The following is a 19080-nucleotide window of genomic DNA, read 5'->3' as shown; positions in this document are numbered from 1 at the left end:
TCATCGGCCGTCGCGGACACGATGCCTCTGTGCGCCACATGTTCGTCGGATCCGTCGGGCCCGGTGTCGCAGAACGAGTGTGGTGCCCCGTCGTGACCGTTGGCGACTCCACCCCAGAACGCCCCTCGGCAGACCGGCAGGTCGTCCTAGGTGTCGCGGAGGGAACCGACGCCGGCGCCGCCCACGTCGCCTTCGCCCTTCAGGAAGCACGGGCCCGTGGTTGCGACCTGGTCGCGATCCACGCCCGGAGCCGACAGGAGACGCGGCAGGGTCCACCGGGCCCCGGCTCTCCGGCCGCCGACGCTTTTCTTCGTGCGGCACTCCCGGACCGGGCAGCGCTCCCAAACGGCGTCACCGTGCACAGACAAGTCCTGGACGGCCCGGCACCCCACGTCCTGACCCGGGCCGCGCACCACGCCGACCTCCTCGTTCTCGGAGTCCACCACCGGCACGGCGTGGTCCACCGCGAACTCAGACCCACCCACCACGCCGCACTACGCCACTCGCCCTGCCCCGTCGCCCTTGTAGGTCTCCCTCGGTCCCCACGAGAATCGGGGAGTATCGATGTCGGGTGACACCCAGGCGGCGAAGGCAGCTGAAGCAGATCCGGGCCGCCCCATGCCGACTTACCCCGAGCAGACCGGCCAGGCCCACTCGGTCACAGCACGCAGGAACCGGCGAGCCCACCGCTCCGCCCGATGGTCAATCCCGGAAGGTCGTTCGTGAACCAGTCACGGATCAGACCCGCGACGGTCTCGGCGGCTCCGGGGCCGGCCAGGTCGCCCGTGGCACCGGGCACCACCGTGACGTCGTGCGGACAGCTCATCCAGTCGGCAGCGAGCCGGCTGAGGCCCGCGCCCTGCGGGTCCAAGCCGCCGACCACGAACAGGGACGGCGCCCGCACCCCGGCCAGCGCCGCCGGGCCGGCCAGTTCGGGCCGGCCGCCCAGGGAGACGACGGCTCGGATCTCGTCATCGGCCGCTGCCGCCCGCAACGCGGCAGGCGCACCCGCTTCGCTCCCGACGTACCCCACGGGCAGTCCGGTCTCCTGGCGCAGCCACCGCGTCGCTGTTTCCAGGCGCCGGGCCAGCAGCACCACGTCGAAGAGCTTGTGCCGGTCACGTCGCTCCTGCTCGGTCAGCAGGCCGAGCAGCAGAGTGCCGATTCCGGCGCGGTGGAGGCGGGGGGCGGTGTACTCATACCACGGACCAGGGCGACAGCCTCCGGCACTGTGGGCGATGGACAGCACGACGCGGGACGTGGCCGGCAGGACGAGCCGTGCAGTCAGGTGTGTCCGACCGGCGGGCACCACCACCTGTTCCTCCCGCTGTCCTTCGGCGGGCCACGTCGGTATCGGCCCGTGCGTCGCATCCGGCCAAGTGGTGCGGGGCCGGAGGAGTTCGAGCCGCTCGATGTCGCGAGTCGGGCGCCGTTCGGCTTCCGTGTGACTCAGGGAGCGCATGACGTACCTCCCGGCTTGCGGTGGGACGGTGGCGGCTGCCACCGCCTGCACTGCCATTGCACCGCGCACTCATCGGGCGGGGCAGAGCCAGGCGGTCCCGACCGGCAGGGTCGACCGGCCCGGTCCGGAGGGCCGGCGGGGCCACACACGCCGGAGCACGTCCGGTGGCGGCCGGTCACTCGGAGGTGGCACGCGGGTCGGTCCCGAGCCGGGGCCGACAAGCTGGGCGCGAGGGCCGACCGGCCCAAGCGCGTGCGCGAACCCCGGGAGAGTCTGGAGTTGTGGAGCAATCCCCGTCGTACCGACGGTCGAGGGCCTGCCCGGCGGAGGCCGGTCAGCGGGGCTCCGGGTGCTCCCGAGCGCTGAAAGGGTGAGCATCGCGATGAAGGGTTACGTGTTCCACGGGCCGGGCCGGTCCGCGTGGGAGGACATACCCGACCCGGACCTCAAGGAGCCCACCGACGCCGTGGTCCGGGTCGATGCCGTCACCATCTGCGGGACGGACCTGCACATACTGAAGGGGGACGTGCCCGAGGTGCGCCCCGGAACCGTCCTCGGGCACGAGGCGGTCGGCGAGATCGTCGAAGTCGGGACGGACGTGCGCACCGTACGTCCCGGAGACCGCGTCCTGGTGTCCTGCATCACCGCCTGCGGAAGGTGCGGCTACTGCCGTGAGGGCATGTACGGCCAGTGCCTCGGCGGAGGCGGCTGGATCCTCGGCCACCTGATCGACGGCACACAGGCGGAGTATGTCCGCGTTCCGTACGCGGACCTCTCCGTTCACCCCCTGCCGGGGGCGGTCACCGACCAGGACGCCGTACTGCTGGCCGACATCTTCCCGACCGCCTACGAGGTGGGCGTGCTCAACGGACGCGTCCGCCCCGGGGACACGGTCGTCGTGGTGGGTGCCGGGCCCATCGGACTGGCCGCCGTCGCCACGGCACGCCTGTTCGCGCCCGAGCGGATCGTCGCCGTGGACGTGGCCGGCGCCCGGCTGGAGGCCGCCAGGAAACTCGGCGCCGACGCGGTGGCCGACGCCCGGGAGACCCCGGAGCAACTGGTCGCCGACCTGACCGGAGGACTCGGTGCCGACGTCGTCATCGAGGCCGTGGGCATACCGGAGACGTTCGAGATGTGCACCCGCATGGTGCGCCCGGGCGGGCACGTCGCCAACGTCGGGGTGCACGGCAAGCCGGCCTCCCTGCACCTGGAAGACCTGTGGATCAAGAACGTCACGATCACCACCGGCCTGGTCGACACCCGGACCACGCCCACGCTGCTGCGCATGGCGGCGTCCGGACGGCTTCCCACCGCCCAGCTGGTGACCCACACCTTCCCGCTGGAGCGTATGGAGGAGGCGTACGGGGTCTTCGCCGGTGCCGCCGACACCGGAGCACTGAAGGTGGTCCTCGGCGGTCCGCGCCGGGAAGTCGTCGCACCCGGGACGGTGTGACACGGCCCGTTCCGCACGAGACCCACGAGCGAGAGACGGCGGGCTGATGTACCGCAACGACGGGTTCCGGGAACTGAGCCGGCAGGAGTGCCTGAGGCGGCTGTCGCAGGCCGACGTGGGCCGTGTCATCTTCACCCGCGACGCTCTGCCGGCCGTCCTGCCGGTCAACTTCCTGCTGGAGCCGGACGGCACCGTGCTGTTGCGTACCTCGGCATCGTCCGAGATGGTCCGCGCCGTCGACGGGGCCGTGGTCGCCTTCGAGGGGGACGCGTTCGATGCGGCGGCGCACGCGGGCTGGAGCGTCGTCGTCACCGGGCTCGCTTCCGTGGTGACCGACTCCACCGATCACGACCGGCTGACACGGAGCGGTCTCCGCTCGTGGGTGGCCTGGCCGGACGAGGTCTTCGTCCGCATCGAGCCCGAACTGGTCACCGGACGCGAACTCCCGGGCGGGCGATCCATGTGCGAAGTGTCCGTGGCACCTTGAGCGGCGTCGGCGAAGGCCAGCCGGTCGGCGCGCACCGCCTACCGAGTACGGGTGTGCGCGGTCGGACGCCGCGTGTGTCCGCCGCGCACGTCCCAGCCGGTCTTGTCAGGGCTGAGCAGCTGTGACGGTCTCACGGGGCCCGTCGCGCTCCACCCGGCACTCGGCGGCGACGACGCCTTCCACGGCCCGGACCAGACGATTGGCGATGGGAACCAGGGAGGTGTCCCGGAACGGACCGGTGAGGGTGACCACGCCGTCGGAGACGGCCACCCGGACAGACTGAGAGGGAGCCGGGAAGAGGAGCGGCACGATGTCGCGATCGACCTCCTCGGCGATCTCCTCGTCCGGGCGCAGGAAGACGCGCAGCAGGTCACCCCGGCTCACGACGCCCTCCAGCAGACCCTCGGAATTGACCACCGGCAGGCGCTTGACCCTCCGCTGAGCCATGATGCGGGCCGCTTCCGCCAGCGTGGCGTCGGGGTGGACGGTGACGGCCGGCGCGGACATCACGTCGGCGGCCGTCAGCCCGCCTGCCTTGGCCAGGTCGGCCAGGCGGCGCATCTGGGTGAACCGGTCCGGGTCGCTGTCGCGGAACTCCTCCTTGGGCAGCAGGTCGGCTTCCGAGACGACGCCGACGACGCGGCCCTCGCCCGCGAGCACGGGCAGAGCGCTGACCTTCCACTGCTGCATGAGGGTGACGATGTCCTTGAACGGTGCGTCGCGGCCGACGGCCACGGCGGTGTGCGTCATGACGTCTTTCACGACGCGCGGGCTGCCGTACAGCATGGTGTTCCTCCTCTCGGGATACGGGCGATGTGCCCAGGTCACAGGAGCACTCCGCTTCCGTGCGGGCCGTACAGGTCGAGCAGCCGGATCCGGGCGGCGTGCAGTCGGTGGGCGACGACGTCGCCGACCCAGGTGGCGACCGCACGGCCGAAAGCCGGATCCTGGGCACACAGGGCACGGACGGCCTCGGCGTCGAGCTCCCAGGCCCGCACCGGTGTCATCGCCTCGGCGCCCAGATGCCACAGGTAGGGCGGGAAGTGCCAGGACCAGCCGACCATTTCTCCGTGGCCCAACGACTCGATGACGGCGGCCCTACGGCCGGGGACGTGGAGGTCGAGGGTGACGGTGCCGGTGCGGACGATCCAGAACCGGTCGGCGCGCCCGCCCTCCTCGAACAGTCGCGCGCCTGCCGCGTAGGACACCTCGCGGGCGACTCGCATCAGCCGTTCACGGTGTTCGACCGGGAGGCCCGCGGTCAGTGTGGTGGTGGAGGTCATGGTTGCCGCTCCCTATTTCTCGGGGCACGCGGCCAGGCAACGTGCAATGGTGCCTGCGACCCGGACGTGAACCGGGTGGCGCGTCCCTCGCTGATTCCAGGCTGGTCCCGTCCGAAGCCGGAAGCGATGGGCTGTCCGGGCCCGATCGCTGGCCGTTCGGCCCTGACACGCACCGGTGAAACGGGTTCAGAACGACATCGGCGACGCACTGCCGCGCGGGACTGTCCGTCGTCGAAGGGATGCCGCCCCGACGGGGCCGCGACGGCGTGTCCGCCTCATCTGCTGTCGCTGGTCCCGGCCCCGTCCAGTGCGGCCCGCCCGGCCTCCAGCCGTGCCACCGGGACCCGGAACGGAGAGCAGGAGACGTAGTCGAGACCGGCGCTGTGGAAGAAGTGCACCGACTCCGGGTCTCCGCCGTGTTCGCCGCACACGCCTGTCTCCAGCGAGTCGCGCGCGGCCCGGCCCTCGGCAACGGCGATCTCCACCAGCCGTCCGACGCCCGCGCGGTCGATCGTCTCGAAGGGGGAGGCGGAGAAGACGCCCTTGTCGAGGTAGGCGGAGAAGAAGGCCGCCTCGACATCGTCGCGGGAGAATCCCCAGGTGGTCTGGGTCAGGTCGTTGGTGCCGAAGGAGAAGAACTCCGCGACCTCGGCGATCGGTCCGGCGGTGAGCGCCGCCCGCGGGAGCTCGATCATGGTGCCGACCGGGCAGGCCACCGGGACGCCTGACGTCGCGGACACCTCGGCCAGGACGCGGTCCACCTCCTCGCGTACCAGCCGGAACTCGGTGACGTCGCCGACGAGTGGAACCATGATCTCGGCCCGGGGGTTGCCACCCGCCCGTACACGCTGCACGACCGCCTCGGCGATCGCCCGGACCTGCATGGCGACCAGCCCGGGAACCACCAGGCCGAGACGGACGCCTCGTAGGCCGAGCATCGGATTCTCCTCGTGCATGCGGTTGACGGCGTCCAGCAGCTCGGCATCATGCGTGTCCACGACCTCGCCGCGGGCCTCGGCGGCGGCGAGACGGGTGGCGAGTGCGAGGCGGTCGGGCAGGAACTCGTGCAGCGGCGGATCGAGGAGGCGGATGGTGACCGGCATCCCGTCCATCGCCGTGAGGATGCCCGTGAAGTCCTGGCGCTGCAGCGGCAGCAGGGCGTCGAGCGCCCGGTCGCGTTCCGCGTCGGTTTGCGCCAGGATCATCCACTCGACCAGTCGGCGCCGCTCGCCGAGGAACATGTGCTCGGTGCGGCACAGGCCGATGCCCTGGGCACCGAACCGACGAGCGCGCGCGGCGTCCTCGGGCGTGTCGGCGTTGGCCCTGACCTCCAGCCGCCGCACCGTGTCCGCGCGGTCCAGGGCACGCGTGACCGCGCCGGCCACCGCGTCCAAAGCCGCGTCAACGCTGTCGGTCGTACCGTTCTCCAGGCGGCGCATCACGGTGGAGTCCACGAGCGGCACCGCACCGGCGTACACCGTGCCCGCGGAGCCGTCCACGGACAGGACGGTGCCCTCCTCCACGACGGTGCCGTCGCCGGTGGTGAGCCGCCGGCCCTCGGTGTCCACCACGATGTCCTCGGCGCCGCAGACGCAGACCTTGCCCATGCCGCGTGCGACCACGGCCGCGTGCGAGGTCTTGCCGCCACGGCTGGTCAGCACCGCCCGGGCGGCGACCATGCCCGGCAGATCGTCCGGGTTGGTCTCCTGGCGCACCAGGACCACCGGCTCACCGGCGGCGTGGCGTCGTACCGCCTCCGCGGAGTCGAAGACGGCCGTACCGACCGCGGCGCCCGGCGAGGCCGGCAGGCCGCGCGTGAGCGGGTCACCCGTCGCGGAGGCATCGAAGCGGGGGAACATCAACCGGGCCAGGCCCTCCCCGCTCACTCGCGTGAGGGCATCGTCCGCGCTGATGAGGCCCTCGTCCGCCAGGGCGGCGGCGATGGTGAACGCCGCCTCGGCGGTGCGCTTGCCCACCCGGGTCTGCAGCATCCACAGCTTCCCGCGCTCGATGGTGAACTCGATGTCGCACAGGTCGCGGTAGTGCTGTTCGAGGGCCCGCATGTGCTCCCGGAGCTGCCCGTAGGAGTCTGGGTCCAGGTGTTCCAGCTCGGCCAGGGGGACGGTGTTGCGGATGCCGGCGACGACGTCCTCGCCCTGTGCGTCGGGCAGGTAGTCGCCGTACGGTCCGCGCCGTCCGGTGGCCGGATCGCGGGTGAAGGCGACGCCGCTGCCGGAGTCGGCTCCGAGATTGCCGAAGACCATGCGCTGTACGTTGACGGCGGTACCGAGATCGTCCGGGATGTGCTCACGGTGCCGGTACAGCCGCGCCCGTTCGCTGTTCCAGGAGGCGAAGACGGCCAGGACCGCCCGCTGCAGCTGGAGCGCCGGAGACTGCGGGAAGTCCTCGCCGGTCTCGCGGCGGATCAGTTCCTTGTACGTCTCCACGAGCCCGGACAGGTCGGCTGCGCCGAGGTGTACGTCGTCCGGGACACCCCGCAGCTCCTTCAGACGCTCCAGCGCGCCCTCGAACAGCGCGGCGTCGACACCCATCACCGTGCTGCCGAACATCTGGACCAGCCGCCGGTAGGAGTCCCAGGCGAACCGCGCGCTGCCCGACGCCTTCGCCAGACCGGCCACCGAGTCGTCGTTCAGGCCCACGTCGAGGATCGTCTCCATCATGCCGGGCATGGAGAACCGGGCACCCGACCGCACGGACACCAGCAGCGGGTCGTCCCGCTGCCCCAGCCGCCGCCCGGCTCCCTCCTCCAGCCCGGTCATGTGCGCGGAGACCTCTCGGGCGAGACCGGCGGGCTCCGCGCCGGTCTCCAGATACGCCCGGCACGCCTCGGTGGTGAGGGTGAAGCCCGGCGGGACCGGCAGGCCGAGCCGGACCATCTCGGCCAGGTTGGCGCCCTTGCCACCGAGCAGACCGGCCAGCTCACGCCCGCCGTCGGTGAAGTCGTACACGTATCGGACCATGACGCCCGCTCCTCGGCTCGGAGGACTGTGTGCCGGTGCCAGCACGGTGTGCCGTTTCCAGCGTCCCTCCACCGACCGGTCCGGTGCGAGGTCGACCGGTCCCGGAAAGGCGGGCCGGTCGGCCCTGCCGCCGACCGGCCGACACCCGGCGGTAACGGCTCCACCGCAGGATGCACCGGGGCCGCGGGGAGGGCCGTACGTCCCGACGCCTTGGGCCGGCCGGCACGTGAAGGTATGCCGGCCGGCACTCCTCGAGGGCACGACCGAGGACCAGCATGGACGGTGAGGGACCCATCGAGGGAAGGACCCGTGATGACCGCGACGGCGACAGCAGCAGGCCCGGTCACCGACGCCTGGCGGGGATTCGCCGGGAGCGGGTGGCGCGAGCGCATCGACGTCCGCGACTTCGTCCAGGCGAACTACACGCCCTACGACGGCACCGCGGACTTCCTCACCGGCCCCACGGAGCGCACCGGTGCCCTCTGGACGAAGGTGACGGCGCTGTTCCCCGAGGAACGCCGCAAGGGCGTCCTCGACGTGGACACCGCCACTCCCTCCACGATCACCTCACACGCCCCCGGCTACATCGACCGGGAGCGCGAGCTGATCGTCGGCCTCCAGACCGACCGCCCGCTCAAGCGGGCGATCATGCCCGCCGGCGGCCTGCGCGTGGTGGAGAGCGGTCTGCGGGCCTACGGCTACGAGCCCGACCCGTTCGTCACCAAGGTCTTCGGCACCTACCGCAAAACCCACAACGACGGTGTGTTCGACGCCTACACACCCGCGATGCGCACCGCCCGCCGCGTCGGCATCATCACCGGACTGCCCGATTCCTACGGCCGTGGCCGCATCATCGGCGACTATCGCCGGGTGGCCCTCTACGGCACCGACCGCCTCACCGAGGCGAAGCGCGGCGAACGCGCCCGCCTGGACGCGCTGCCCTCCACCCAGGACGTCATCCGCGACCGGGAAGAACTGGCCGAGCAGCACAGAGCGCTCGGCGAGCTGACCGAGATGGCGGCCGGCTACGGCTGCGACGTCTCCCGTCCCGCGCGGAGCGCCCACGAGGCGGTGCAGTGGCTCTACCTGGGCTACCTGGCCGCTGTGAAGGAGCAGAACGGCGCAGCGATGTCGCTGGGCCGCACGTCGACCTTCCTGGACGTCTACCTCCAGCGCGACCTCGATGAGGGCCGCCTGGACGAGAGCCAGGCCCAGGAACTGGTCGACGACTTCGTCATCAAACTGCGCATCGTCCGCTTCCTGCGCACCCCTGAATACGACGCGCTGTTCTCCGGTGACCCCACCTGGGTGACGGAGTCCATCGGCGGCGTCGGCAACGACGGACGGCCGCTGGTCACCCGCACCTCGTTCCGCTTCCTGCGGACTCTCTACAACCTCGGCCCGGCGCCGGAACCCAACCTGACCGTGCTGTGGTCGCCGCGGTTGCCGGTCGGCTTCAAGCGCTTCTGCGCACAGGCCTCGATCGACACGAGCGCCGTGCAGTACGAGTCCGACGATCTGATGCGACCGCGCACCGGTGACGACACCGCCATCGCCTGCTGCGTGTCCGCCATGGCCGTGGGCAGGCAGATGCAGTTCTTCGGAGCCCGGGTCAACGTCGCCAAGGCACTGCTGTACGCCGTCAACGGCGGCCGGGACGAGATGACCGGGGAACAGGTGACCCCCGAGATGCCACCTCTGACCGGCGAGTACCTCGAATACGGTCAGCTGACCGCCGCTTACGACCGCGTCCTCGACTGGCTCGCCGAGACCTACGTGAACGCGCTCAACGTCATCCACTACATGCACGACAAGTACGCCTACGAACGCATCGAGATGGCCCTGCACGACCACCCGGTGCACCGCTTCATGGCCTGCGGCATCGCCGGCCTGTCGGTCGCTGCGGACAGCCTGTCCGCGGTCAAGTACGCCCGGGTCCGGATCATCCGGGACCCGAGCGGACTCGCCGTGGACTACCGGACCGAAGGCGACTTCCCGGCATACGGCAACAACGACGACCGCGCCGACACCCTGGCCGTCGACCTCGTGAAGACGTTCATGGCCAAGGCGCGCAGGCACCCCACCTACCGCGATGCCGAGCACACCCAGTCCGTGCTGACCATCACCTCCAACGTCGTGTACGGCAAGCACACGGGCAACACGCCGGACGGCCGCCGGGCCGGGCAGCCTTTCGCGCCCGGCGCCAACCCGACGAACGGCCGGGACCGGCACGGGCTCGCCGCCGCCGCGCTGTCCCTCGCGAAACTGCCCTACGACCAAGCCCGCGACGGCATCTCCCTGACGGCGACGGTGACACCCGAAGGACTGGGCCACGTCCCCGACGAGCGCCAGGACAACCTCGTCGGCATCCTCGACGCCTACACGACGGCCGGAGGCTTCCACATGAACGTCAACGTGCTGGACCGATCGACGCTCGAGGACGCCATGGAAAACCCCGACAAGTACCCCGACCTCACGATCCGCGTGTCCGGCTACGCCGTCAACTTCGTCCGCCTGACCCGTGAACAGCAACTCGACGTCATCGGCCGCACCTTCCACGGATCGCTGTGAGCGCCATGACCAAGGGAGCGGTCATCGGCCGGATCCACTCCTGGGACCTGTCCACCGGCGTGGACGGCCCAGGAACCCGCTTCGTCCTCTTCGTCAGCGGCTGCCCGCTGCGCTGCCTGTACTGCGCCAATCCCGACACCTGGCACATGCGGGACGGCCGGGAGGTGACGGTCGACGAGATGATGCGGAAGATCGGCGAATACCGCGCTTTCGTCACCACGGCCGGGGGAGGGATGACCATCAGCGGGGGAGAGCCCCTCCTCCAGCCGGCCTTCACGGCGGCCGTCCTGCGCTGCTGCAAGGAAGGCGGCCTGCACACGGCCCTCGACACGTCCGGGCTCCTGGGCGCCCGAGCCGACGACGCCCTTGTCGGGGACACGGACCTCGTACTGCTGGACATCAAGTCCTTCGACGCCGACGTCTACCGCGCACTGACCGGCGGCGACCTCACCCCTACCCTGACATTTGCCAAGCGCCTGGACCGGCTCGGCGTGCGCATGTGGATCCGGTACGTGCTGGTGCCGGGGTGGACCGACGACCTGAGGGCAGTGGACGCTCTGGCCCGGTTCGTCGCCGGGCTGCGCAGTGCCGAACGCGTCGACGTCCTGCCGTTCCACAAACTCGGAGCACCGAAGTACCGGAAACTCGGCATCCCGTTCCCCATGTGGGACACGCCAGTACCCGACCCCGCTCTGACGGTGCGGGTCCGTGAGGTGTTCCGACAACGGGGCGCTGCCGCGTACTGACCACCCTCCGGGCCGTCGAGCGACGGAGCAGGCGAGGCCTGTCGGTGGTGGTAGGCGCGGGTCACGACAGTCCGCCGATCGTGCCGCTCTTGACGGTGCGGGAAGGACGGCCCCGCGGGACGGACCGTTCGGCCCATGCCGGCCCAAGCGACAGAGCCCATCCTGGACATGTGAGAACGCCGCCCACATACGCGCGGGAGGAAGCGATGTACGGCTCCGTCTACACCGTGAGTGACGTCATGACCCGTTCCGTCGTGGCGCTGGCCGCCGGGGCCGGGTTCAAGGACATCGTGCGGACCATGCGAACGCAGCGGATCAGTGCCCTCCCCGTCATCGACGAGGTGAACCGGGTGGTCGGCGTCGTTTCCGAGGCCGACCTGCTGCGCAAGGAGGAACTCCGCGACAGCGACCAGGATGTGCACCCGAGGACCGGGCCCGTCCTGGCCCACGACAAGGCGCGAGGCGTGATGGCGACGGACCTGATGACGTCCCCCGCTGTCACGGCACGCCCCGACGAGACCCTGCCCGGGGCTGCCCGCGTCATGGCTCGGCGTGGAGTCAAACGCCTGCCCGTCGTCGGCGCCGACGGCGTGCTGCAGGGGATCGTGAGCCGTGGCGATCTGCTCAGGGTCTTTCTTCGGCCCGACCCGGAGATTGCTGAGGAGGTCCGGCACGAGGTCGTCGGCGGCCGACTGCCAGACGGTATCGGTCCGGTCCAGGTCGAGGCCCACGAGGGCGTGGTCACACTGACCGGACGGGTGCGCGACACCTCGGTCGTCCCACTGGTCGAACGGCTGGTGCGCTCGGTCGAGGGCGTGGTCGACGTCCGCTGCGAGCTGGCCGGGCCCCGCCACCGGCCGGCACTGGAGCCCGACCTGGCGGCCGAACAGCCGAGCGGGCCGTGACACCGACCCCGTGGCGGTGCTCGCAGACAGCGACGGTGGCGGCGCCAGTCACACCCGCGGAGGCAACGACGGCCGGGCAACGAGCCAGTCCCCGACCGGTGGCGAACGGACCGAGGAGACGACTACCGGTGAACGTTCGACCACCACCCGACGAACACGTGATCCGGCCCGGGAGGGGGGAAACAGCGACCTCGCCGCGGTGCATCCGGTCATCAATGAGCGGCACAGCAGCCGTTACCCGTTCGAGGAGAAACGGATCCCTGGCGACCCGCCCGTTCGAACGGGAACTGGTGGAGTGGACTCGCACCTACGTCCCGTCGGTGAACTGTACGGACGACGGCGTCCCGGACCACGCCTTCGGCCCCGTCTTCCAGGCCGACGCGGGGGTGGCTCCGTGCTCGACGACGTGCGAACCTGGCGCGTCGTCAGGTAAGTCGGCATATGGTCAGCATGGGTCCTTGCCCAGTCTGGAGACAGGCGCTCCAGCGGATGTGTGGGCGACGTTGATGCAGCGGCCTGGTCTGCACGGAAGCACAGGCGAGGAGCCTTCTTGCCCGGGTAAAGCCGATCTTCTTCAGAGTCTTCGAGTTCAACGAGCGCCGGTGTACAGTGAACGACGCCCCTGACCTGCAGAAAGCGGCGGGGAGCCGTCACCTAGGAGTCGAAAGTGCTGCGCACTGTCCTCAAGTCCAAGATCCACCGCGCCACCGTCACCCAGGCCGACCTGCACTACGTCGGCTCGGTGACCATCGACGCCGATCTGCTGGACGCCGCCGATCTGCTGCCCGGTGAGCTCGTGCACATCGTCGACATCACCAACGGGGCCCGGCTCGAGACGTACGTCATCGAGGGGGAGCGGGGGTCCGGGGTGATCGGGATCAACGGGGCCGCGGCTCACCTCGTGCACCCCGGTGATCTGGTGATCCTCATCAGCTACGCCCAGGTCACCGACGCCGAGGCGCGGTCGCTGCGGCCCCGGGTCGTGCACGTGGACGGTGACAACCGTATCGTCGCCCTGGGCGCCGACGCGTCCGAGCCGGTGCCGGGCTCGGACCAGGAGCGCAGCCCGCAGGCCGTGTCGGCCTGACCGTACTGACCCGGCGATCCCGCGGGGACGAGGAGCGTGGCCGTGAGTGACATCGAGATCCGTGACGACCGGGCGGCCGGACGGCTGGAGGCGGTCGCCGCCGGAGAGGTCGTCGGGCGCATCGAGTACTTCGTGCTCGACGCCCCCGAACGCGCACTCGTCCCCGTCCACACGATCGTCGAACCGGCCCACGAGGGCCGGGGCATCGCCGGTTCCCTGGCCCGCGAGCTGTACGGGATCGCGCGGCGAGAGGGCACCACGGTCGCCCCGCTGTGCCCGTACGTCGTGAAGTGGGCCGAGCGTCACCCGGACGAGGCGCCCGCCGCCGACCCGGAGCTGCTGCGCGCGGCCAAGGAGTGGCTCGTGGCGCATCCCGGGCTGTTCTGACCGCGAGGCGAACCTGACCGCGGAAGGCAGAGATCGAGGGGGCTCGCGTGCTGGCGCTGTTGCACACCTCAGCCGTCCACGTCCCGGTTTTCGACGCGCTGCGCGACGCGGCGCACCCGGGGCTGGAGCTGCGGCACCACGTCGACGCCGGACTGCTGGAGCGGGCGCGGGGCGAAGGGCCGGACGCGGTGGCCGGAACCGTCGCGAGCCTGCTGAGGCGGGCGGTGGCCGACGGGGCGCGCGCCGTGCTGTGCACCTGCTCCACCATCGGCGGCGTCGCCGAGGCAGCGGGAGCCGCGGCCGGCGTCGGCGTGCCGGTACTGCGTGTCGACCGGCCGATGGCCGCTACGGCGGTCGCCGTCGGTCCGCGTGTCCTCGTCCTCGCCGCCCTGGAGAGCACACTCGCTCCTACGGCGGTACTGGTCGAGGAGGAGGCCCGGCGCGCGGGCCGGCCCGTGGAGGTGCGGACCCGGCTGGTGGACGGCGCCTGGCAGCGGTTCGAGGCCGGTGACACCGACGGATACCTGCGACGGGTGACCGAGGCGGCCGACTCGGTGACCGGCGCGGACGTGATCGTCCTGGCCCAGGCGTCCATGGCGCCCGCCCGGGACACCACGACGGTCCGCGTTCCCGTGCTGGCCAGCCCCGGGCCGGGCCTCGCCGCCGCGGCGCCGGCGGTCCGTGTGGGCCACCCGGACCCGCCGGTGCACTCGGGCGCGGGAGATCGTACGGCCGAGTGAGTGGGGCGTCGGCCCTCGGGTAGGCGGGGGACAAGTCGAGAGAGCCGACGTCGACCGACCGGCCGGAGGACAGCGCCATGACGAACCCTTATCCGGATCCCGTCCCGCCGGGGCCCACTCCAGGACCGGCCCCGGAGCCGCCACAGCCGGCCCCGGACCCGGCGACACCGCCGGTTCCCGGCCCGGAGCCGACCCCTCCGCCGCCGGCCCCGGGGCCAGGCCCGCAGCCCACGCCGCAGCCTCCGGGTCCCGGTCCGGAGCCGACCCCGCAGCCTCCGGGTCCCGGCCCGCAGCCCACACCGCCGGGTCCTTCGCCGTCGCCGGTCCCGCCGGGGCCCGAGCCCGTGCCGAACCCCGAGCCCGGGCCACCGCTCACCTGAACGACGGGGCACACGGCTCGGGGGCTGTTCCGGGACGGTGCTACGCGGTGACCTCCGACCGGTCCCCGCCCCACAGCGTGTGGAACGCGCCGTCCCGGTCCGTCCTGCGGTAGGTGTGCGCCCCGAAGAAGTCCCGCTGCCCCTGGGTCAGCGCGGCGGGGAGCCGCTCGGCGCGCAGGGCGTCGTAGTAGGCGAGGGCCGCGGCGAAGCCCGGCGTCGGCACGCCCTGCCGGGTCGCGGCGACCAGGACCTCGCGCCAGTCGTCCTGCGCGGCGGCGATCTCCTGCGCGAAAGTCTCGTCCGACAGCAGGCTCGGCAGGTCCGGGCGGGCGTCGTACGCCGCGCGGATGCGGTCCAGGAAGGCCGCGCGGATGATGCAGCCGCCGCGCCAGATCGCGGAGACCGCGCCCAGGTCGATGTCCCAGCCGTACTCCTCGCTGCCCGCGGCGATCTCGTGGAAGCCCTGCGTGTACGACACGATCTTCGACGCGTACAGCGCCTGCTCGACGCGGTCGGCGAAGGCCGCCGCCTCCGACTCGCCGAGCGGGGATGCCTTGGGGCCGGCCAGGCCGCGTGAGGCATCGCGCAGCGCCGCGTGGCCGGACAGGGACCGGGCGAAGACGGCCTCCGCGATGCCCGAGACCGGGACGCCCAGGTCGAGGGCGATCTGCACCGTCCAGCGGCCGGTGCCCTTCTGCTCCGCCTGGTCGACCACCACGTCCACGAACGGCTTGCCCGTCGCCGCGTCCACGTGGGACAGCACCTCGGCCGTGATCTCGATCAGGTAGGAGTCCAGGCGGCCGGTGTTCCAGGTGCGGAAGATCTCCGCGATCTGCGCGGGGGAGTACCCGGCGACGTCGCGGAGCAGCTGGTACGCCTCGCCGATCAGCTGCATGTCGGCGTACTCGATGCCGTTGTGCACCATCTTCACGAAGTGTCCGGCGCCGTCGGGACCGACGTGCGTCACACAGGGAGCCTCGTCCGCAGCCTTCGCCGAGATCTTCTCCAGCATCGGCCCCAGCGAGTCGTACGACTCCTTCGAGCCACCCGGCATGATGCTGGGCCCGTGCAGCGCGCCCTCCTCGCCGCCGGAGATGCCGGTGCCCACGAAGTGGATGCCCTGCTCGCGCAGTTCGCGCTCCCGGCGGCGGGTGTCCGCGAAGTGCGCGTTCCCCCCGTCGATGATCATGTCGCCGGGTTCGAGGAGCGGGGCGAACTCCCGGATCACGGCGTCGGTCGGATCCCCGGCCTTCACCATGACCACCAGACGTCGCGGCCGCTCCAGCGCCGCCACGAACTCCTTGGCGGTCTCGGTCGCGACGAAATCCCCCTCGCTGCCGAACTCCTCCACGAGCGCCCGGGTGCGCGAAGCGGTCCGGTTGTGCACCGCGACCGTGTAGCCGTTGCGGGCGAAGTTGCGGGCGAGGTTGCGGCCCATGACCGCGAGACCCGTGACGCCGATCTGCGCTGTACTGCTCATTGCGTTGGCTCCTCATGACCTTGGTGTCGGTGGTGCCCGTGTCCGCCAGTATCGTCAATTCCGCCGCTCGACCACGCTGACGTGCCGGTACGTCGGTGCACTTCGTACTCTCAGGACTCCAGTACGAGAGGGAGGGGCCCGGCGCCTCAGCGGGGCGGACACCCCATCCGGCCAACGGCCGCGCGTTCCCGGCCACTCGGGGCTTTCAACCGGCCGGTTGCCGTCTTGTCATGGCCTGTTCGCCGCGCTTACTTTTGCCGCTCCTGACGCAATGTCGAAGGGGTCCCCCATGGCCGTACGCGGCCGGCACCGCCGGTATCAGCCGAACAGGATCAACCGCGCCTCACTGACCGTCACCGCGGGCGGCGCGGGACTGGCCCTGCCCCTCGTCGGCACCGGCACGGCGCACGCCGCCGACGTGGCGACCTGGGACAAGGTCGCCGCCTGCGAGTCCACCGACGACTGGGACATCAACACCGGCAACGGCTACTACGGCGGGTTGCAGTTCACCCAGTCCACCTGGGAGGCCTTCGGCGGCACGCGGTACGCCCCGCGCGCGGACCTGGCCACCAAGGACCAGCAGATCGCCGTGGCCGAGAAGGTGCTCGACGCCCAGGGTCCGGGCGCCTGGCCGGCGTGTTCGCAGCGGGCCGGGCTGGCCCGCGGCGGTGACACGCCCGACCTACGGCCGGCCGGGGGAGCGGGGACCGAGAAGAGCCGCGAGCAGCGGACGGCCCGAGCGGCGGAGAAGTCCGACACCGTGAAGGACGTCAAGCCCCAGACCACACCGCAGTCCCGGGCCGGCAAGGCCCGGATGTACACGGTGGTCACCGGCGACACCCTCTCCGGCATCGCGGACACCCACGAGGTCCGGGGCGGCTGGCAGCGACTGTACGACGCCAACCGCCGCGCGATCGGATCCGATCCCGACCTGATCCTGCCCGGACAGCGCCTGTCACTGCGCGGCCAGGGGACGGCCACGACGTCCGATGCCGGGTCGGACCGGGGGACCGAGCAGCGGAAGGAAAAGCACGAGGAACGGCAGCAGGAGCCGAAGCAGCAGAAGAAGCAGGAGCCGAAGCACGAGCCGAAGCAGGAGCCGAAGCAGCAGAAGAAACCGGCGAAGAAGTCGGAGCCGGAGCGGCAGAAGCACCAGGAGCAGCGGAAGGCGCCGAAGAAGTCGTCCACCGGCGGCGGGGCCGGCGCCCACCAGGCCGTCGTGGCACCCGTCGACGCCGCCACCGGCACGCCGTACCACCAGGCGGGCTCCTCCTGGTCGAAGGGCTACCACACCGGCGTCGACTTCCCCGTGCCCACCGGCACCTCCGTGAAGTCGGTCGCGGCCGGACACGTCGTCAGCGCGGGGTGGGGCGGTTCGTACGGCTACCAGGTGGTGGTCCGGCACGGCGACGGACGCTTCTCCCAGTACGCGCACCTCTCGGCGATCTCCGTGCGCAGCGGTCAGTCGGTGGGTGTCGGTCAGCGCCTCGGACGCTCCGGCTCCACGGGCAACGTCACGGGCCCGCATCTGCACTTCGAGGTGCGGACGGGGCCCGGCTTCGGTTCGGACGTCGACCCGCTGGCGTATCTGCGGGCCCGCGGCGTCAGGATCTGATCCGGACCCGTCGGCGGTCGAGCATGAGCGGCGGGATGAACAGGCCACCGTAGAGCGAGCCGTACGCGAGCGCCGCGCCGTCCCGCTCCACCGGTGCCCGGGGAGCGTACGTCTCCTCCTCGGAGGGGACGGTGTCCGGAACGGGCGACGGGACCGGGGAGGGTACGAAGACCTTGCCGGACAGCCGGGGCATCGGGGCCACCGGCACCGTCGCCACCCCCGGAGCCGCCGGAATCTCCGCGGCCACGGGCGCCGCCACCACGGACGCGGCCACCGGCGCCTGCCCGACCGCCGCGGCCACCCCACCGTTCGCGGCCGCCGCAGCCACCGCACCGTTCGCGGCCGCCGCAGCCACCGCACCGCTGTCCGCCGCCGCTGGAGCGATCCCACCGCCCGAAGCCGCCGAGGTCGCCGCAGCCACCGCAACCGCACCGTCCGCGGCCGCCGATGCCGCCACCCCGCCCCCGGACACCGCGGCCACCGCACTCCCGTGCCGTCCCTCTTCCTCACCCTCGTCCAGGACGCCCCCGTCCAGAACGCCCTCGGCCTCGGCGCCCTCCCGCGCGATCCGCTCCGTCGTCAGCATGATCAGTCCGCCGGCCGCGACCACTCCGCAGCTCAGGGCGAGCGCGGTGCCGGTCGTGCCGTAGCGGAACGTCTCGCCGAACATCGTGATGCCCACGACGGCGGCCACCACCGGGTTCACGACCGTGAGCGTGGCCAGCGGCGCGGCGAGACCGGCCCCGCGGTAGGAGGCCTGCGAGAGCACCATGCCGGCCGTGGCGAGTATCCCGATCACGGCCAGCGACGGCAGGTCGCCGGCGGACACTCCGCCGGTCCAGTCGACCGCGACCGTCTTGGTGAAGACGGAGGACATGCCGAAGGCCATGCCGGACGCGGTCGCCAGCAGGATGCTGCGCACCGCCGGATGCCGGTGCGCGGCCCGCCCCGCGATCATCAGCGCCACGAGCGCACCACCGGTGACCAGGGCCACCGCCACCCGCTGCGCCGTGCTCAGCGACTGCACGTCGGAGGCGCCGACCAGCGACAGCAGACCGGCGAGACCGACCGTGGCCATCAGCGCACCCCGCCAGGCCGTCGCTCCGGCCCTGCGGCCCACGAAGAACGCCGCCATGGGCAGCGCGAAGACGATGGTGAGCGCTCCCAGCGGCTGCACCAGGCTCAGCGGGCCGAGCGCCAGGGCGACCACGTGCAGCAGACCACCGAGGCCGTTCAGCGACACCGCCGCCCACCAGGCGGGATGGCGCACGGGAGCGTACTGGGCACCCGGGGACGACGCCGCGACCTGCTCCTGCACGATCGCTCCGCCCGCGTACGCCACGGCGGAGACGAGCGACAGCAGCACGGACAACGCGAGGGCGCTCATCGGCTGCTCCTCTGCGTGAGGCGGGGGCACTGGGCCCGGCGCGGCGATCGGTCGTCATCCATGCACAACACGATGCCGCCTCAGGGTCTTCCCGTCGTCGTCCCTGAGCACTCATT

15 protein-coding genes are annotated in these 19080 nt (G+C 71.7%); 9 read left to right on the top strand and 6 right to left on the bottom strand.

The features are described 5' to 3' along the window. Window positions 1-658 precede the first annotated feature (658 nt). Entirely contained in the window at window positions 659-1462 is an 804-nt protein-coding gene (locus tag EV562_RS03275) for an alpha/beta hydrolase (protein ID WP_208298273.1), read from the bottom strand. Window positions 1463-1844: 382 nt separating this feature from the next. On the opposite strand from EV562_RS03275, the gene EV562_RS03270 reads away from it, so the two are divergent. Next, entirely contained in the window at window positions 1845-2915 is a 1071-nt protein-coding gene (locus tag EV562_RS03270; protein ID WP_133885369.1) for a zinc-dependent alcohol dehydrogenase family protein, read from the top strand. Window positions 2916-2961: 46 nt separating this feature from the next. Beyond that, window positions 2962-3402 carry a pyridoxamine 5'-phosphate oxidase family protein gene (locus tag EV562_RS03265; protein WP_133885093.1) on the top strand — a complete coding sequence of 147 codons (441 nt, stop codon included), beginning with the start codon at window positions 2962-2964 and terminating at the stop codon, window positions 3400-3402. A gap of 105 nt (window positions 3403-3507) precedes the next feature. Here the strand turns inward: EV562_RS03265 and EV562_RS03260 are convergent, their stop codons facing one another. The 3 genes from EV562_RS03260 to ppdK all read right to left on the bottom strand — a co-directional run bounded on the left by EV562_RS03260 (window position 3508) and on the right by ppdK (window position 7666). After that, the gene (locus EV562_RS03260; RefSeq protein ID WP_166661571.1) at window positions 3508-4185 is read right to left on the bottom strand and encodes a CBS domain-containing protein; all 678 of its coding nucleotides are present in this window, start codon (window positions 4183-4185) and stop codon (window positions 3508-3510) included. Between the two features lie 41 nt (window positions 4186-4226). Next, entirely contained in the window at window positions 4227-4685 is a 459-nt protein-coding gene (locus tag EV562_RS03255) for a cyclic nucleotide-binding domain-containing protein (RefSeq protein ID WP_133885092.1), read from the bottom strand. A 275-nt stretch (window positions 4686-4960) separates the two neighbouring features. Further along, on the bottom strand, window positions 4961-7666 hold the full coding sequence (gene ppdK / locus EV562_RS03250) for a pyruvate, phosphate dikinase (RefSeq protein WP_133885091.1): 2706 nt from the start codon (window positions 7664-7666) through the stop codon (window positions 4961-4963). Window positions 7667-7978: 312 nt separating this feature from the next. Between ppdK and pflB the strand changes: the two genes are divergently transcribed. The 6 genes from pflB to EV562_RS03220 all read left to right on the top strand — a co-directional run bounded on the left by pflB (window position 7979) and on the right by EV562_RS03220 (window position 14102). Then, window positions 7979-10237 carry a formate C-acetyltransferase gene (pflB, locus tag EV562_RS03245; protein ID WP_133885090.1) on the top strand — a complete coding sequence of 753 codons (2259 nt, stop codon included), beginning with the start codon at window positions 7979-7981 and terminating at the stop codon, window positions 10235-10237. Window positions 10238-10242: 5 nt separating this feature from the next. After that, window positions 10243-10983, top strand: a complete 741-nt coding sequence (pflA, locus tag EV562_RS03240) for a pyruvate formate-lyase-activating protein (RefSeq protein WP_133885089.1) — start codon at window positions 10243-10245, stop codon at window positions 10981-10983. Window positions 10984-11189: 206 nt separating this feature from the next. Further along, window positions 11190-11888, top strand: coding sequence for a CBS domain-containing protein (locus tag EV562_RS03235; RefSeq protein WP_133885367.1), 699 nt, complete (start codon window positions 11190-11192; stop codon window positions 11886-11888). A gap of 667 nt (window positions 11889-12555) precedes the next feature. Then, window positions 12556-12975, top strand: coding sequence for an aspartate 1-decarboxylase (panD, locus tag EV562_RS03230; RefSeq protein ID WP_133885088.1), 420 nt, complete (start codon window positions 12556-12558; stop codon window positions 12973-12975). 42 nt (window positions 12976-13017) lie between these two features. Further along, complete coding sequence (locus tag EV562_RS03225; RefSeq protein ID WP_166661537.1) at window positions 13018-13362, top strand: GNAT family N-acetyltransferase; 345 nt, start codon at window positions 13018-13020, stop codon at window positions 13360-13362. Window positions 13363-13409: 47 nt separating this feature from the next. Then, the gene (locus tag EV562_RS03220) at window positions 13410-14102 is read left to right on the top strand and encodes an aspartate/glutamate racemase family protein (protein ID WP_133885086.1); all 693 of its coding nucleotides are present in this window, start codon (window positions 13410-13412) and stop codon (window positions 14100-14102) included. A 420-nt stretch (window positions 14103-14522) separates the two neighbouring features. Here EV562_RS03220 and gndA read toward each other — a convergent pair whose 3' ends face one another. Next, a complete protein-coding gene (gene gndA / locus EV562_RS03215; protein WP_133885085.1) occupies window positions 14523-15962 on the bottom strand; it encodes an NADP-dependent phosphogluconate dehydrogenase in 1440 nt (479 codons plus the stop codon). A gap of 289 nt (window positions 15963-16251) precedes the next feature. Here gndA and EV562_RS03210 point away from each other — a divergent pair, with 289 nt between their 5' ends. After that, window positions 16252-17577 carry a transglycosylase family protein gene (locus EV562_RS03210; protein ID WP_133885084.1) on the top strand — a complete coding sequence of 442 codons (1326 nt, stop codon included), beginning with the start codon at window positions 16252-16254 and terminating at the stop codon, window positions 17575-17577. Here the strand turns inward: EV562_RS03210 and EV562_RS03205 are convergent. Then, entirely contained in the window at window positions 17567-18964 is a 1398-nt protein-coding gene (locus EV562_RS03205) for a DMT family transporter (protein ID WP_133885083.1), read from the bottom strand. The genes EV562_RS03210 and EV562_RS03205 overlap by 11 nt on opposite strands. Window positions 18965-19080 lie beyond the last annotated feature (116 nt).

This window comes from Streptomyces sp. BK208, assembly GCF_004364245.1.
In the GTDB taxonomy this organism is placed as follows: domain Bacteria; phylum Actinomycetota; class Actinomycetes; order Streptomycetales; family Streptomycetaceae; genus Streptomyces.
Note: the sequence above shows the minus strand (reverse complement) of the source record. Positions and strands in the feature narration are given on the sequence as shown.

What these genes read in the sequence shown, in the direction of transcription:
- EV562_RS03275 (WP_208298273.1), bottom strand. Translation starts at nt 1,462, where the DNA reads ATGCGCTCCCTGAGTCACACGGAAGCCGAACGGCGCCCGACTCGCGAC.
- EV562_RS03270 (WP_133885369.1), top strand. Translation starts at nt 1,845, where the DNA reads ATGAAGGGTTACGTGTTCCACGGGCCGGGCCGGTCCGCGTGGGAGGAC.
- EV562_RS03265 (WP_133885093.1), top strand. Translation starts at nt 2,962, where the DNA reads ATGTACCGCAACGACGGGTTCCGGGAACTGAGCCGGCAGGAGTGCCTG.
- EV562_RS03255 (WP_133885092.1), bottom strand. Translation starts at nt 4,685, where the DNA reads ATGACCTCCACCACCACACTGACCGCGGGCCTCCCGGTCGAACACCGT.
- ppdK (WP_133885091.1), bottom strand. Translation starts at nt 7,666, where the DNA reads ATGGTCCGATACGTGTACGACTTCACCGACGGCGGGCGTGAGCTGGCC.
- pflB (WP_133885090.1), top strand. Translation starts at nt 7,979, where the DNA reads ATGACCGCGACGGCGACAGCAGCAGGCCCGGTCACCGACGCCTGGCGG.
- pflA (WP_133885089.1), top strand. Translation starts at nt 10,243, where the DNA reads ATGACCAAGGGAGCGGTCATCGGCCGGATCCACTCCTGGGACCTGTCC.
- EV562_RS03235 (WP_133885367.1), top strand. Translation starts at nt 11,190, where the DNA reads ATGTACGGCTCCGTCTACACCGTGAGTGACGTCATGACCCGTTCCGTC.
- gndA (WP_133885085.1), bottom strand. Translation starts at nt 15,962, where the DNA reads ATGAGCAGTACAGCGCAGATCGGCGTCACGGGTCTCGCGGTCATGGGC.
- EV562_RS03210 (WP_133885084.1), top strand. Translation starts at nt 16,252, where the DNA reads ATGGCCGTACGCGGCCGGCACCGCCGGTATCAGCCGAACAGGATCAAC.
- EV562_RS03205 (WP_133885083.1), bottom strand. Translation starts at nt 18,964, where the DNA reads ATGAGCGCCCTCGCGTTGTCCGTGCTGCTGTCGCTCGTCTCCGCCGTG.